We start from the raw sequence: 15,851 nt of genomic DNA, 5'->3' as shown, positions 1-15,851 counted from the left end.
TTTCTTTAAACTCACATTTTCAAGATTAAATTACTGTATCAAAGCCATCTGATTTAGGTAGAGAAGCTGCTTTTTTCATAAGCACTTCCCATAAGTGTACGGATTTCTTCCATTCTGCTGCAACCTGCCCCTGTTTATACATAGCATTCTCATAACTGGCAGTAAGTTGTTGCATATCGGCCGAGTTGTAAAGTGTATCGATATGGAGAGCGTATTCTCGGAATGTTTGACTTTCACCCCGTGGCATGCCAATTCTCGCAAATTGTTTTAAAAGTGCACCGTAAGCTTTTTGATAAACAGCATCATCTTTTCGGTATTTATAGAAATGAATAATAAGAAATGTCCTCCATATCATTCTAGTGGTGAAGAGAATGTATCCCATAATACTAATTAGTATCGTAGAGAGGAATACGTACCACCAAGAAAAACTAGTTTGAGAATTTGTGACCTTTTTAGTAGAAGCTTCTTCTGTATTTTCTATTAAACTTTTAAGTTTTGCTTCATTATTTCGTTGTTGTATTTGCGTGTTATTAGAATTATTTGCTTCGCTATTTTGTGAAATAGGAGCAGGCGTATTATTTATAAAATTATAGGGATTAGTAAATCCTTTTGTTGGTTCGAATGGAATCCATCCGTATCCTGGGAAATATACTTCGACCCAAGAGTGTGCGTTATCGTTCGTGATTGTATAAACATCCTCACCTTCTGCAGAGGCAAGTGTATTGTCAAGAGTTCCTTCTGTATAGCCTTTTACCCAGCGAGCAGGAATCCCGGCAGAACGAAGTAGTACAATCATAGACGTCGAAAAATTATTACAGTAGCCGCTTTTTGTATCGAAAAGGAATTGATCTACATAATCTTGGCTTTTGGCAGGGAATAAGACATTCGTTGATTCGTATGTAAAAGAGTTGTCTGTAAAGTAATTTTCAATAGCTAATACTTTATCATATCGGTTGTCTTTATCATTTGTAAGATTGACAGCCAAGTCTTTTACGCGCTGTGGTAATGACTTGGGAAGTTGTGTGTACTTTGTCATAAAATAAGGATTTGTTTCTTGACCTTCATTTGTTTTTACAGCTTTCAAGTTTTCTATGGAAAACTCAGGGATCTCATATGTTACTTTATACGAATGTAAAGTAGTAGAAGAGTCGCCATTCATTGTATAAATTTTTTCTGAAAACGGGTTAACACTGTATGATACATCAGAAGCAGCCTCAACTGATACTAATCCTGCTGGATAGGTAAGGTGAGGGTAACTTTTTTGCATGGTAATTGTTGCCTCAGTCGTTTTCGTATTTTGTTCGTACCAGCTTACGACGTCGTTTTTATTTTTAAAAGAAATCTTTTTCGGATTTTCAGAAATTTCCCAGCCTTTTCCTGTATAAAAATCTTTTGTTTCTACTCTCCAATATGGTTTGTTTTGCGTTCGTGCTGTGAAAACAATTGTAGGATCCGCCTTAAAAGGACCGCCTAATCGCGAGTCATCTAAACCATACCCAATTGTAGAAACTTTTTGTTCTTTACTTGCTTCAGATGTGTTGAATTTTAAAAAATCCATTGGGTTTGGCCATTGAGGGCCAAATTTTGGAGCAAAGTATGCAATGGTTGCTAATAATACGATAAATATTGTAAGTGGTCTAAGTAATTTTGAGATTTCTCTAGCATAATTTTGTAAGTGTTCACGTTCTTTTATTCGTTCTACTTGAAGAAGACTAAGCATAAAAAAGCCGATGACAACAGTACGAATAATAGCGTAGTTTGCATTGTATAAATGTAAGTTATGAAAAGTTGCGATATAAATAATAGTCAATACAAGGAATAGAAACCCACGTTTTTTATGAATAATCCAAAATGAAGTGAAAGAACTCAAAAACCAAAATGAGAGAAAAAATAAAACCGTCGGAAAAACTGGAGAAATATCTAGTAAATCCCCTTGGAAAAACAGGGAGGAATTTCGAAACATATCAGAAAAGAATGTTGTTAGCCAAGATGGATTTATAAAAGCATTTTTATAATATAGGGAATGAATGATAAATAAGACTGTGACAATTTTTATAGGAATCTGCCACCTCGTTTGAAAAAAAGAGAGAGCGAAGCAAATTCCTATAAATGTTACGAAAATATCTAATCTACCTACATTTGTAATACCTATAAGAGGTCTTAGCCATTCTAGTAAAAGAAGAAATACACATGCATGCATGAAGAATCTGTTCGTATCCCACTTGTATTTTGCTTGTAATATCATCATTTGTTCACCTCAAAAAACACGTTTGTATACCGGTTTTCATAAACCGTGTTTACAAATATTTGTCGTTTTTTTAGAGTTTCTAGTATACTGAGTTCTCGGTGTGAAAGTTGATTCGCTTTTTCTTTCACGACAAAAACCATACATTTTCTATTTCTTATAGCAGCACAATCAGCCGCCTTTTGAATATCGGGAGAAAGATTACTGGTCACGAGTATAACCGTGACGGGCTCATAAATTTTTCTTAGTTCCATGTCTACACTCTGGGAGAGCGGGAATACATTGTCTGCTTGTACTTTTGCTAAATGACAAAGGATTTGTTGTAACTGCGTATCTCCATTGTCTAAAGGGAAAATAGTTTGTTCTTTTCCGATAGACACGAATGATGCTGGTGAATTTTGTTTCAAGACAGCCCTTACGATAGAGGCAGTAAATGTGACGACTGATTCGAATAGAGGAGACTCGGTTCTGTCTATGAATATCATGATATTATGGCTGCGCTGTTGTTCAAACTCTTTTGTCATAATATTGTTTGTTCGTGCAGTTGCTTTCCAATCGATCCATGAAAAGCGATCGCCAGGTTTATAGTCTCTGACACCGACCGAGATTGTAGAGTCTTTTGCTGAATTTATATTTGCTGAAAGCACTCCTTGTTCGAAATGATTTTCCAATTGTCGATACGCTATATCTACATACTGGGGATAGACTAAAAATGTATTTGGAACTGAAAAAGTTACTTCTTTTTCCATCATGCCGAATAAATCGCCAGTTTTGACACGAACGCTTGAAAAAGTGTGCTCGCCTCTAGGGATTGTGTCAATAACATATTGAAACGAAATATTTCGTTTCAATCCTGGGAAGAGTACTACCTTATTCATCTTTATTTGTTTACAACTTATAAATTGTGGTGGCAGTTCATCTTCTATAACTAAATAAAGTAAGGGAAAAGGAAATTTTCTTTTTATTGTAATCGTGCTTACAAATTGTTCTCCTACTACATATCCATTTTGGTTTGTTATTCGCTTTACTTCAGCGTCCCGTAAAGCGTAGAAGGGGAGTAGTAGTGAATAAAGAGCAATGGGAATTATGCTGTAAAATAAAAACCAACTGATAAACCCTCCTTGAAACATAGCGTACACAAATGTTAAGACTAGGCATAAAGGGAGTAGCAATAACTTCATAACGTGATATAGTGCTCGCAGCATTCGTTTCATCAAGGGTTCATTGTCCTTTGAGTAGGCACGGTAGTTCGTGCAACGATTTTTGCGATAACTTGTTCGCCAGTTATTCCTTCAAATTTTGCTTCCATTTTTATAATGAGTCTATGTGCTAAAACGTAAGGGGCTAAAAGTTTAACATCGTCTGGAATAACATAATTCCTGCCATGGATAAATGCATAAGCTTGTGAAGCTTTCATTAAAGCAATTGAGCCACGTGGACTTGCACCTAGCTGTATAGAACTGTACGTACGAGTCTGATTAACAAGCTTTACAATGTAATGCTTAATTGCTTTGTCCATACTTACTACCCGTACGCTTTGTTGTAAATAAAGTAATTCTTCTATTGTAGTAATGGTCTGTAATTGAGAGAGTGGATTTGTTTTTTCCATCCGGTTTAAAATTTCAAATTCTTCCTCTGGTGTAGGATATCCCATTTTTAGTTTCAATAAGAAACGATCGAGTTGAGCTTCTGGTAGAGAATATGTTCCTTCATATTCGACCGGATTTTGTGTAGCCATGACAAAGAACGGCTTTGGTAAAGGCCTTGTAATGCCATCTATTGTAATATTGCCTTCTTCCATACATTCAAGTAAAGCAGATTGTGTCTTTGGAGATGTACGATTAATTTCATCAGCAAGTACAAAATTACCCATAATTGGTCCAGGCTTGAACTCAAATTGGAGCTCTTTCGGATTATAAATAGAAACTCCTGTTACATCTGACGGCAATAAATCAGGTGTAAATTGAATTCGCTTATAATCAGCATCAATGGATTTAGAAAGAGCACGTACTAGCATTGTTTTCCCGACACCAGGAACATCTTCTAATAGCACATGACCTTCAGCTAAGAGAGCTGTCAAAACTAAGATGGTTTCTTTTCGTTTTCCGACCATTATTTTTTCAATATTATTGATTATTTTTTCTACAGTGGGATGTAATGAATCAAGCTGGGGCATCGTAATCCTCCTAATGTTATTATCGTTTTCTAATCTATTTAGTGGACATATTTCTAATTCTATTTGTAGATAGTAAAACTTCCACCTTTAATTCTGAGAATATTCAGATTATTTATTTTGATTATATCTAGTATAATTGTTTCCGTAACTAAGGGCAATACAGTAAATAATGATTTGTAGTTTTATGTAAAATCAGACTCGATATAAAATAATAACATTGGGAAAAATTTTTTTACATACAATTTATACTCTTTTCCTTATAGCAGTTTTGAAATAATATCAAAACTCTTTTTCTTTTGCAAAATAGTCGATACCTCAAAATACCATTCTCCTAATAATCACGATTAACCATAACCTTCACAACGGAACAAAAGGTTTTCTCACAAACTTATTCTCTAATAAATTTTTGACAATCTCTTGAACTGTGCGAAATGTCACATCTGTATTTTACAACCTCTCTTATAGTAAGGGTATGTAAGAGAGACGTATTAAAGGAGTGAACAGTATGAAGAAAAAAACTTCAGCACTAATGAGACGTTTAAAATATTTTTCACCAATAGATCGTTATAACGATAATCATACACAAGAAACATATGAAGATCGCGAATGGGAAAATGTGTACAGAAAGCGTTGGCAGCATGATAAAGTAATTCGTTCTACACACGGCGTGAACTGTACTGGTTCATGTAGCTGGAATATCTATGTGAAAGATGGAATTGTAACTTGGGAAGGGCAGGAGCTTAACTATCCGACTACAGGTCCTGATATGCCAGATTTTGAACCGCGAGGATGCCCACGTGGAGCAAGTTTTTCTTGGTACATTTATAGTCCACTTCGTGTGAAATACCCGTATGTACGTGGTGTTCTTTGGAATATGTGGCAAGAAGAATTGCAAAATAACGAGTCACCATTAGAGGCTTGGAAAAGCATTGTGGAAAACCGTGAAAAGGCACGTACGTATAAGCAGGCGCGTGGTAAAGGGGGATTCATTCGTGCGAATTGGGATGAAGTGTTACAACTCGTTTCAGCTTCATTACTGTACACAGTAATGAAATACGGTCCAGACCGAAATGTTGGCTTTTCACCAATTCCAGCTATGTCGATGCTAAGTCATGCTGCTGGTAGTCGCTTTATGCAACTTATGGGTGGACCGATGCTTAGCTTCTATGATTGGTATGCGGATTTACCACCAGCTTCTCCTCAAATTTGGGGTGATCAAACAGATGTACCAGAAAGTAGTGACTGGTATAACTCTGGTTACATTATGACATGGGGTTCAAATGTACCAATGACGAGAACACCAGATGCACACTTTTTAGCAGAGGTTCGATATAAAGGAACGAAAGTTGTTTCTGTCAGTCCTGATTTCGCTGAATCAACAAAGTTTGCGGATGATTGGATTAGTGTGAAACAAGGTACAGACGGTGCACTTGCGATGGCAATGGGGCACGTAATCTTACAAGAATTTTACGTAGATAATCAAGTGGAATATTTCACAAAGTATGCGAAGCAATATACTGATTTTCCTTTCTTTGTCACATTGAAACAAAAAGGAGATCAATTCGTTGCTGATCGGTTCTTAAATGCTTCTGATATTGGACGAGAAACGAAGTTAGGGGAATGGAAACCTGTTCTTTGGAACGAGAATACGAATGATTTTGCAACACCTCACGGCACAATGGGGTCACGTTGGGATAATGAAAAGAAATGGAACTTGCGTTTAGAAGATGAAGAAACAGGTGAAAAGATTGATCCACGTCTTTCTTTACTTGGAATGGAAGAAGCGATTGGAACGGTACAAATTCCGTACTTCTCTGATGATGGAAACAAAGTATTAGAACGTACGATTCCAGTGAAAAAGGTTATGACAGAAGAGGGCGAAATGTTCGTTACAACTGTATACGACTTAACGTTAGCAAATTACGGTGTGAACCGAGGGCTTGGCGGACAAGAACCGAAAGACTTCAATGATGATATACCGTTTACACCTGCATGGCAAGAGAAAATGACAGGAGTAAAACGTGAGCTTATTATTCAAATCGCTCGTGAGTTCGCACAAAATGCTGTTGATACGAATGGTCGCTCAATGATAATTGTCGGAGCGGGTATTAACCATTGGTTTAACTCTGATACGATTTATCGCGCCGTTTTAAATCTTGTTCTTCTCGTTGGAGCACAAGGTGTAAACGGCGGTGGTTGGGCTCATTATGTTGGTCAAGAAAAATTAAGACCAGCAGAAGGATGGCAAACAATCGCGATGTCAAAAGATTGGCAAGGTCCACCGAAATTACAAAACGGTACATCCTTCTTCTATTTCGTAACAGATCAATGGCGTTATGAAGATACACCTGTTGGACATTTAGCGTCACCAGTTGAAGGTAACTCTCGTTATCAACATCACGGTGATTACAACGTATTAGCTGCACGACTTGGCTGGTTACCTTCTTATCCAACATTCGAGAAAAATGGAATTGAATTATATAAAGAGGCTGTTGCTGCTGGTGCAACAACGCAAGAAGAAATCGGAAAATATGTTGCACAAAAATTAAAAGAAAAAGAACTGAAATTTGCGATTGAAGATCCAGATAACACAAACAACTTCCCGCGAAACTTATTCGTATGGCGTGCGAATTTAATTTCGAGTTCTGGTAAAGGACATGAATATTTCTTAAAACATTTATTAGGTACAACAAACGGGTTAATGAATGACGACAGTGATTCATTACGACCAGAAGAAATAAAGTGGCATGAAGAAGCGCCAGAAGGAAAGCTTGATTTACTCATTAATTTAGATTTCCGTATGGCTGGAACAGCACTGTATTCTGATATCGTCTTACCTGCTTCAACTTGGTACGAAAAACACGATTTAAGCAGTACAGATATGCATCCATTTGTACATCCATTTAATCCGGCAATCGGTTCACCGTGGGAAGCGCGCTCTGACTGGGATATTTTCACTTCACTTTCTAAAGCTGTGTCAGATTTAGCGAAGAAAATTGATCTTGAACCAATGAAAGAAGTTGTTGCAACACCACTTCTTCATGATACACCGCAAGAATTAGCGCAACCACTTGGCAAGATTAAAGATTGGAGTAAAGGTGAATGTGAACCAATCCCGGGTAAGACGATGCCACAAATTCACGTTGTTGAAAGGGATTATAAAACGATTTATGACAAAATGACTGCGCTTGGACCAAATGCCGGAAAACAACCGATTGGTACGAAAGGGATCTCTTGGTCAGCAGAAAAAGAGTATGAGCAATTAAAGAGCAAATTAGGAGTCGTTCGAACGGATTCTATCGCGAAAGGTTGTCCAGACATCAAAGAAGCAATCAATGCTGCTGAAGCGGTATTAACACTATCTTCTACAACAAACGGTCATATGGCAGTAAAAGCATGGGAAGCACTTGAAAAACAAACAGATTTAAAACTACGTGATTTAGCAGAAGAACGTGAAGAAGAATGCTTTACATTCGAACAAATTACAGCACAACCGAAAACAGTAATTACTTCTCCGGCCTTTACAGGTTCAGAAAAAGGTGGACGACGTTACTCACCGTTTACAACAAATGTGGAACGTCTCATTCCTTGGAGAACGATAACTGGTCGACAATCTTTCTACTTAGACCATGACATGATGAAAGAATTTGGTGAAACGATGGCAACATTTAAACCAATTCTGCAACATAAACCGTTCCGTAAATCACGACCTGAAGTAGAAGGGAAAGAAATTACATTAAACTATTTAACACCGCATAATAAGTGGTCGATTCATAGTATGTACTTCGATTCATTACCGATGTTAACGCTATTTAGAGGTGGTCCAACTGTTTGGATGAATAAAGAGGACGCTGCTGAAGCGGGTGTTGCAGATAATGATTGGATTGAGTGCTTTAATCGTAACGGTGTTGTTGTAGCGCGTGCTGTTGTAACGCACCGTATACCGAGAGGAATGGCATTTATGCATCATGCGCAAGATCGTCACATTAACGTACCTGGTACGAAATTAACAAGTAATCGCGGGGGAACGCATAATAGTCCAACTCGAATTCACGTAAAACCGACACATATGATTGGTGGATATGGTCAATTAAGTTATGGATTTAACTATTATGGTCCAACTGGGAACCAGCGCGACTTAAACGTTGTAATTCGCAAACTGAAGGAGGTAGATTGGCTTGAAGATTAAAGCACAAGTCGGAATGGTAATGAACCTAGATAAATGCATCGGCTGTCATACTTGTAGCGTAACATGCAAAAACACCTGGACAAATCGTCCAGGTGCTGAATATATGTATTTCAATAACGTAGAAACGAAACCAGGTATTGGTTATCCGAAACAATGGGAAGATCAGGAGAAATATAAAGGCGGCTGGGAATTGAAAAATGGTGAAATTCAGCTAAAATCCGGTTCGAAAATGAAACGTCTTATGAATATTTTCTACAATCCAGATCAACCAACGATTGATGATTACTTTGAACCTTGGAACTATGATTATGAAACGTTAACAAATAGTCCGCAGCGTAAGCATCAGCCAGTTGCTCGTCCGAAATCAGCAATTACAGGCGAATTTATCGACAAAATTGAATGGGGTCCAAACTGGGAAGATGACTTAGCAGGCGGACATATAACTGGATTGCAAGATCCAAACGTAAAGAAAATGGAAGAAGAAATTAAAACAGATTTTGAAAACGTCTTTATGATGTATTTACCACGCATATGTGAACATTGTATGAATCCATCTTGCGTATCATCTTGTCCATCTGGTGCGATGTATAAGCGTGAAGAAGATGGAATTGTTCTTGTAGATCAAAATGCATGTCGCGCATGGAGATTCTGCGTATCATCTTGTCCATATAAAAAAGTGTATTTTAACTGGCAAACGAATAAAGCTGAAAAATGTACAATGTGCTTCCCACGTATTGAAGCTGGTATGCCAACAATTTGTTCAGAAACATGTGTAGGACGTATCAGATATATTGGAGTAATGCTATATGACGCTGACAAAGTAAAAGAAGCAGCTTCTGTTGAAGACGAAAAAGATTTATATGAATCTCAGCTTACTGTTTTCCTAGATCCAAATGATCCAGAAATAGCAGCTGAAGCGAAAAAACAAGGCATTCCTGAAGAATGGATTAAAGCAGCACAACAGTCACCTATCTATAAAATGATTATCGATTGGAAAATTGCTCTGCCTCTTCACCCGGAGTATCGTACAATGCCGATGGTTTGGTATATCCCTCCGCTTAGCCCAATTATGAACATGGTGGAAGGGAAAGGTAGTAACTGGCAAGCAGAAGAGGTTTTCCCTGCAATTGATAATATGCGTATTCCAATTCAATATTTAGCGAATTTACTCACTGCAGGGGATGAATCACACATTCGTCTTACATTGAAAAAAATGGCTGTTATGCGAACACATATGAGAGCACTGCAAATTAATAAAGAGCCAAATGAAGCTGTATTAAAAGAACTTGGTTTAACGAAACAGGATGTAGAAGATATGTATCGTCTTCTTGCCATCGCGAAATATAAAGATCGCTTCGTTATCCCGACATCTCACCGTGAACAAGTGGCAGATTTATATAGCGAACAAGGAAGCTGTGGTTTATCATTCACAGGTGGTCCAGGCTCTTGTATGACAATTTCTTAAATAAAGGGGGCAGAAAATTATGAGACAAAGTTTACAAACAGCTTTTTCTTGTTCTTCTTTTCTTCTCTCCTATCCTGAACTAGGGTGGAGAGAAGCTTTAACTGAATTGCAAGAAGAGGTTGAAACAATAGAACAGGAAGACGTTAAAGCGTCACTTACAGCCTTTATAAAGCAAGTGCTAGATAAAACGAATGATCAACTCATTGATAGTTACGTATATACATTCGATTTTGGTAAGAAAACAAATATGTATCTTACTTATATGAACACTGGTGAACAAAGAGAAAGAGGTATTGAATTACTAGAGTTAAAACAACATTATAAAAAATCAGGTTTTAGCGTAACAGATAAAGAACTACCTGACTATTTACCACTTTTACTTGAGTTTTTTGCAAATGCAAATGAGCAAGACAGTGAACCAATTATGAGTAAATACACGGAAAATATACAAGCATTACACGTTCAATTAAAAGAAGCGGGTAGTATGTATGAACCAATTCTTGCGTCTGTGCTACTCGCTATCGAAACATGGGGTGTACAGACAAATTATAAAGGAGCGTTGTCAAAATGATGGATCAATTTCTTTGGGTATTGTTTCCCTATATCATTTTTGCAATCTTTATCGGTGGACATATTTTTAGATACAACTATGATCAATTTGGATGGACATCAAAATCTAGTGAACTATTAGAAAAGAAAATGCTCCGACTCGGAAGTCTATTATTTCACTTTGGGATCATGTTCGTAATTGGCGGTCATGTTATGGGGATTTTAATTCCAGAAGCTGTATACCGTTCAGTAGGTATTTCTGAGCATGTGTACCATGTAGTAGCAATTAGTTTCGGGCTTCCGGCAGGTGTTGCTTCTATTATCGGTTTAATTATATTAACGTACCGCCGCGTAACTGTAAAACGTATCATTGCAACGAGTACAAAGGGAGATTATATTGCGCTTATTTTATTACTTATCGTAATGCTAGCAGGACTTTCTTCAACATTTTTAAATATCGATTCAAAAGGATTTGATTATCGTACAACGATTGGCCCTTGGTTCCGAAGTCTCTTTATTTTCCAACCGAAAGTTGAATATATGATGGAAGTACCAATATGGTTTAAAATTCACATTCTCGCAGGGATGGGGCTTTTCGCAGTGTGGCCATTTACAAGACTTGTACATGTATTTAGTGCCCCAATTAAATATGTAAGCCGTAGTTATGTGATTTACAGAAGACGTATTCCTAATGAGTTGAAAAAATAATACTGCTGTAAACGGATAGGAGCTAATGGTTAAAACGAAACGAGGTCTAATATGGAAGGCCTCGTTTTTGTTTACATAGGCAATAAACGTTAATAAGTAGTTTAAATTGAAAAAAGATTAGCATCTAAATAAGATGCTAATCAATGCTACAAACAGAAGCAGAGCAATCTTCACAAGCAATTTCACATTTTAAAAATTGTAAATCGTGGATTGTAATCTTTCCTTTATGAATTGAAATTGTACCTTGCTTTTTTAATTCATTTAACATTCGATTTACACTTTCACGTGAAGTTGCACAGAAATTAGCGAGTTCTTGATTCGTTAATGGTAAATCGATGAGAATACCATTTTCTTTTAATACACCGTAACTATTTGTCATTCGTATAAGAGTAGAGTACAGGGCACCTTTTTTGCCGTGTAATACTAAATCTCGGAACTTCGTTTGCATTCTTCTTAAATGTTCACTAATCCATTTCATAAATTCAAATACAAGAGCGGGTTTTTGGAGTAATGCTTTTTCTAACGCTTCACGTTTTATTACACCTACTTCAACATCTTCAAGACATTTTGAGTTTAATAAATATTTTGCATTATCCGTGAACAATGTTAATTCTCCAATAATGTCATATTCCGAACAAATTCGAAGTGTTAATTCTTGTCCGTCAGCACTAAGTTTACTAATTTGTACTTTCCCTGAGTGAATGATATAGAGTTCTGTTGCCTCCATACCTTCTTGAAAAATAAAACTACCTTTTTTTATCTGCATTTTATATTCAACAGATGCAAGTAATTCTTTTAAATCTTGAGATAATGTCATACTGTTTGCCACAGTGATCACCTTTCTTCTTATAAGCAATACATTTCCTATTTTGAGTGTAAGTATGATGAAAATGCAAGAGCTATTTAAAAATAAATTGAAATTTCAATGACCGTAAGGAGGAGTGGCTAAAGATGTGAACAAAATGCGAACGGATTTGTGAAAATTTTTTGAATGGGGAAAGTGATGTGAGAAAAGTCACATTGAATATGTAGCTTCTTTTTTATAATGAAGGCAAATAAAAAAATGAAAGCTTACTAAGGATTGCAGCAGAAAAGAAGGGATAGAGATGCACGAGAATATGAAAGATTCTTTAAAGCGGCCACTTCAAGATTTACGCATTTCAGTTATTGATCGTTGTAATTTTAGGTGCACATATTGTATGCCTGCTGAAGTGTTCGGACCTGATTATGCTTTTTTACAGGAAGAGTGTTTATTAACATTTAATGAAATAGAAAGGTTAGCGAGATTATTTATAAGTATGGGAGTTAATAAAATTAGGCTTACTGGCGGTGAACCTTTATTGCGTAAAGACTTACCGAAGTTAATTGCAAGACTTACAAATCTAGAAGGCTTAAAAGATATTGGACTCACAACAAACGGAATTCATTTAGCAAAACAAGCTAAGGCGCTAAAAGACGCGGGATTAAAACGTGTAAATATTAGTTTAGATGCGATAGAGGACCATGTCTTCAAAAAAATTAACGGAAGAAATGTAAGTACAAAACCTGTACTGAAAGGAATAGAAGCAGCAAATGCTGCTGGATTAGAAGTAAAGGTAAATATGGTCGTAAAAAAAGGGATGAATGATAGTCAAATTCTTCATATGGCTCGTTATTTTAAAGAAAAAGAAATTCAGCTCCGTTTCATTGAGTTTATGGATGTAGGCAGTACAAACGGATGGAATTTTGAAGAAGTCATTACGAAGGAACAATTAATAGAGAAAATTAATCGTGTATATCCAATTGAGCCCGCTCAGCCTCGTTATTTTGGAGAGGTTGCGAAATTGTATCGATATGTAGGGAGTAATGCAGAAGTTGGATTTATTACTTCTGTTTCTGAGTCATTTTGTTTTTCTTGTACGAGAGCTCGTATTTCGGCAGACGGCAAGTTTTTCACATGCCTATTTGGAGCGAAAGGAACGGATTTGCGAACGCTTCTTCGAGAAAATATTTCTGATGCATCACTATTAAAAATTTTAAATGATACATGGCGATATAGAACAGATCGATATTCAGATGAAAGAACGGTTGAGAATACAAGTAAACGTCCAAAAGTTGAAATGTCTTACATTGGTGGATAGTGAAAGGAGGATTTCTTATGCAAGAGCGTTATTCAAGACAAGTGTTGTTTTCTGGAATTGGTGAAATGGGACAAAGAAAAATAAGAGAAAAGCATGTGCTCCTAATCGGTGCGGGTGCGCTAGGAGCTGCGAATGCAGAAGCACTTGCTAGGATGGGAATTGGGAAATTGACAATTGCTGATCGTGACTACGTCGAATGGAGTAATTTACAGCGGCAGCAGTTATATACAGAAGAAGATGCGCAGCAGTGTAAACCAAAAGCAATTGCAGCAGCAGAACATGTAAGAAAGATTAATTCTGAAGTGGAAATTGTACCAGTTGTAACAGATGTCACAATGCGAGAAATAGAAGAGTTAACAAAAGATGTGGATCTCATATTAGATGCGACTGACAATTTCGATACGCGTCTACTTATAAATGACATTTCACAAAAAGAAAATATACCTTGGATATATGGCGGATGTATTGGGAGTTACGGTGTAACGTATACAATTCTTCCTGGGAAAACACCATGTTTTCGCTGTCTAATGGATCATCCTATGGGCGGTGCAACATGCGATACAGCCGGAATCATTCAGCCAGCTGTACAAATGGTCGTTGCTCACCAAGTTACAGAGGCGATGAAAATATTGGTGGGTGATTATGAATCATTAAGAGGGACGATGTTGTCATTTGATATTTGGAACAATCAATATCTCTCATTAAAAGTAAATAGACAGAAGAAAAGTACATGTCCTTCTTGTGGGAAATCACGAACGTATCCAAGCTTAATATTTGAAGCGCAAATGAAAACGGAAGTGTTATGCGGACGGAATACAGTTCAAATCCGTTCAGGAATAAAGAGAAATCTTAATTTAACCGAAATTCAAAAACGATTACAAAAAAGTGTACATGTCAAAAAAACGCCTTACTTACTATCATTTCTAGTTGATGAATATCGTTTTGTTTTATTTATAGACGGTAGGGCATTTATTCATGGGACAAATGATGTGAAAATAGCAAAACGATTATACGCCAAATATATAGGATGAACAGAAAAATCGTTTTTTCCTTATTAAAACGAGGTGAAAAAGAATGTTAGATAAACGTATACCAATTCCAGTAGCAGAAGCAGTTGCTCGTGTAATGAAATATGCCTACCAAGGTGAAATGGAAAAGGTTTCTCTTATAGAAAGCTACGGTAGAACACTTGGAGAAGATGTTATTGCAGATCATGATGTTCCGCATTTTGATCGCTCTCCGTACGACGGGTTTGCGATGCGAGCGGAAGATACAAAAGAAGCGAGTAGTAGTAACCCCATTCAATTTGAAGTAATTGGCGAAATTGGAGCAGGCTTTGTTTTTACAGAAGAAGTGAAAGAATTTCAAGCTGTCCGTATTATGACAGGTGCCGCAATTCCGGAAGGGTGTAATGCGGTTGTTATGTTAGAGCTAACGGAAGGATTTGAAGAAAACGAAAAGATTTATATGGTATTAAAACGCTCTTTCTCTTCTGGCGATAACATTTCTTTTAAAGGAGAAGATGTAAACCAAAATAGCATCCTTGTGAAAAAAGGGACTGTTATTAATCCTGGAGTAGCAGCGCTTCTTGCTACGTTTGGTTATAGTTCCGTACATGTTATAAAACAGCCGGTTATTGGAATTGTAACAACAGGAAGCGAACTGCTTGAAGTACATGAACAATTAAAGCTAGGGAAGATTCGAAATAGTAACTCTTATATGATTGCTGCTCAAATTGAACGAGCCGGCGGAGTTGTACAGTATTATGGGCAATTCGCTGACGATTTAGAGACGTGTTATAACACTGTAAAAAAAGCGATGAAAGAAGTCGATATTTTAATTACAACTGGTGGCGTTTCGGTAGGAGATTATGACTATTTACCTGCTATTCATAAGAGGTTACAAGCTAATATACTTTTTAACAAAATAGCGATGCGACCAGGAAGTGTGACAACTGTAGCTGAGGTAGAAGGAAAACTACTATTTGGTTTATCTGGTAATCCTTCTGCTTGTTATGTCGGATGTGAGTTATATGTTCGACCAGTCATTGGAACATATTTGCATAGGAAAGATCCACACATTTATCGTGCAGAAGCAATTTTACAAAAAGACTTTTCGAAAGCAAATCCGTTTACTCGTTTTGTAAGAGGGAGAGTGGAATTTGTAGATGGTCAATTACAAGTTACACCAGTTGGTTTAGATAAATCTAGCGCAATTTCTTCACTTGCAGAAGCGAATGCATTTATCGTTTTGCCGGGGGGAACGAGAGGATTTGAAGCCGGAATAATCGTTTCGGTACTGTTATTAGAATCAAACGTCGGAAGTGAGTGGCCGTGGGATGAACCGCTTCGATCATATAAATAATAGAAAATAGATTGCTAACTTATACAAAGATAAGA

At 36.9% G+C, this 15,851-nt stretch carries 11 protein-coding genes; 7 read left to right on the top strand and 4 right to left on the bottom strand.

Going from position 1 to position 15,851, the window contains the following annotated elements:
- Window positions 1-25 precede the first annotated feature (25 nt).
- The 3 genes from B9A45_RS19270 to B9A45_RS19260 are packed head-to-tail and all read right to left on the bottom strand — an operon-like array spanning window position 26 to window position 4,421.
- A complete protein-coding gene (locus B9A45_RS19270; protein WP_084064551.1) occupies window positions 26-2,248 on the bottom strand; it encodes a transglutaminase TgpA family protein in 2,223 nt (740 codons plus the stop codon).
- Entirely contained in the window at window positions 2,245-3,459 is a 1,215-nt protein-coding gene (locus tag B9A45_RS19265; protein ID WP_084064549.1) for a DUF58 domain-containing protein, read from the bottom strand. The genes B9A45_RS19270 and B9A45_RS19265 overlap by 4 nt, the downstream gene beginning before the upstream one ends.
- Window positions 3,459-4,421: an AAA family ATPase gene (locus B9A45_RS19260; protein ID WP_016109873.1), complete on the bottom strand. Its 963-nt coding sequence runs from the start codon at window positions 4,419-4,421 to the stop codon at window positions 3,459-3,461. Before B9A45_RS19260 ends, B9A45_RS19265 begins: the two co-directional genes overlap by 1 nt.
- A 505-nt stretch (window positions 4,422-4,926) precedes the next feature.
- On the opposite strand from B9A45_RS19260, the gene B9A45_RS19255 reads away from it, so the two are divergent.
- From B9A45_RS19255 to narI, 4 genes are read left to right on the top strand one after another with little or no spacing between them, the layout of a single operon-like run.
- Complete coding sequence (locus B9A45_RS19255; RefSeq protein ID WP_016109874.1) at window positions 4,927-8,610, top strand: nitrate reductase subunit alpha; 3,684 nt, start codon at window positions 4,927-4,929, stop codon at window positions 8,608-8,610.
- Window positions 8,600-10,075, top strand: a complete 1,476-nt coding sequence (gene narH, locus B9A45_RS19250; protein WP_000692704.1) for a nitrate reductase subunit beta — start codon at window positions 8,600-8,602, stop codon at window positions 10,073-10,075. Before B9A45_RS19255 ends, narH begins: the two co-directional genes overlap by 11 nt.
- A 19-nt stretch (window positions 10,076-10,094) precedes the next feature.
- Window positions 10,095-10,646, top strand: coding sequence for a nitrate reductase molybdenum cofactor assembly chaperone (gene narJ / locus B9A45_RS19245; protein WP_016109875.1), 552 nt, complete (start codon window positions 10,095-10,097; stop codon window positions 10,644-10,646).
- A complete protein-coding gene (narI, locus tag B9A45_RS19240) occupies window positions 10,643-11,332 on the top strand; it encodes a respiratory nitrate reductase subunit gamma (protein WP_000969223.1) in 690 nt (229 codons plus the stop codon). The genes narJ and narI overlap by 4 nt, the downstream gene beginning before the upstream one ends.
- Window positions 11,333-11,468: 136 nt before the next feature.
- Here the strand turns inward: narI and B9A45_RS19235 are convergent, their stop codons facing one another.
- A complete protein-coding gene (locus B9A45_RS19235) occupies window positions 11,469-12,161 on the bottom strand; it encodes a Crp/Fnr family transcriptional regulator (RefSeq protein WP_000013866.1) in 693 nt (230 codons plus the stop codon).
- Between the two features lie 277 nt (window positions 12,162-12,438).
- Between B9A45_RS19235 and moaA the strand changes: the two genes are divergently transcribed.
- From moaA to glp, 3 genes are read left to right on the top strand one after another with little or no spacing between them, the layout of a single operon-like run.
- A complete protein-coding gene (moaA, locus tag B9A45_RS19230; protein WP_000545028.1) occupies window positions 12,439-13,452 on the top strand; it encodes a GTP 3',8-cyclase MoaA in 1,014 nt (337 codons plus the stop codon).
- A 17-nt stretch (window positions 13,453-13,469) separates the two neighbouring features.
- Window positions 13,470-14,483 carry a molybdopterin-synthase adenylyltransferase MoeB gene (locus B9A45_RS19225; RefSeq protein ID WP_001158130.1) on the top strand — a complete coding sequence of 338 codons (1,014 nt, stop codon included), beginning with the start codon at window positions 13,470-13,472 and terminating at the stop codon, window positions 14,481-14,483.
- Between the two features lie 43 nt (window positions 14,484-14,526).
- A complete protein-coding gene (gene glp / locus B9A45_RS19220; protein ID WP_016109876.1) occupies window positions 14,527-15,816 on the top strand; it encodes a molybdopterin molybdotransferase MoeA in 1,290 nt (429 codons plus the stop codon).
- Window positions 15,817-15,851 lie beyond the last annotated feature (35 nt).

The sequence above is a fragment of the Bacillus sp. JKS001846 genome, assembly GCF_900176455.1.
GTDB classification, from domain to species: Bacteria; Bacillota; Bacilli; order Bacillales; family Bacillaceae_G; genus Bacillus_A; species Bacillus_A cereus.
This window is presented reverse-complemented; position numbering and strand designations above follow the sequence as displayed.